Genomic DNA, 425 nt, shown 5'->3' with positions numbered 1-425 from the left:
AATCGCGTGCGCGCCGGACCGCGAAGGAAACGCGCGGTGCGGGCGAAGTGCATATCGAAGAGATCTATTCCTTCTTTCCATTCAGACTGTTCGGTCTCTCGCGAGATAGCTTGAACGACCTGGTCGAATCGGAGTTCGCCGCCGAACGCGAACTCTGCCGTGCCAATCCCGAAATGCTCAGGCAATATTGGGACATGAAACGTGCCGGCCATCGCGTCGGCTTCATCTCCGACACGTATTGGGACTCCGGCCGGCTGGCGCGGCTGCTGCGGGCCTGCCGTCCCGGACTGACCTGGGACTTCCTCTATGCGTCCTGCGATCATGGCAGCAGCAAGAGCGAGGCGCTGTTCGCCAAATACCTATCGGAGCAGGGCATCGATGCCGCCGCCTCCTTTCACGTCGGCGACAATGAGAATGCCGACATC

The 425-nt window shown here is 60.7% G+C and carries 1 protein-coding gene; it reads left to right on the top strand.

The window, feature by feature from the left end:
* Nucleotides 1-425: hypothetical protein (locus K3G63_RS22605; RefSeq protein WP_220616417.1), on the top strand; the 425-nt coding region annotated here is incomplete at both ends.

The organism is Hymenobacter sp. HSC-4F20, assembly GCF_019599275.1.
Lineage (GTDB): Bacteria > Bacteroidota > Bacteroidia > Cytophagales > Hymenobacteraceae > Hymenobacter.
This window is presented reverse-complemented; position numbering and strand designations above follow the sequence as displayed.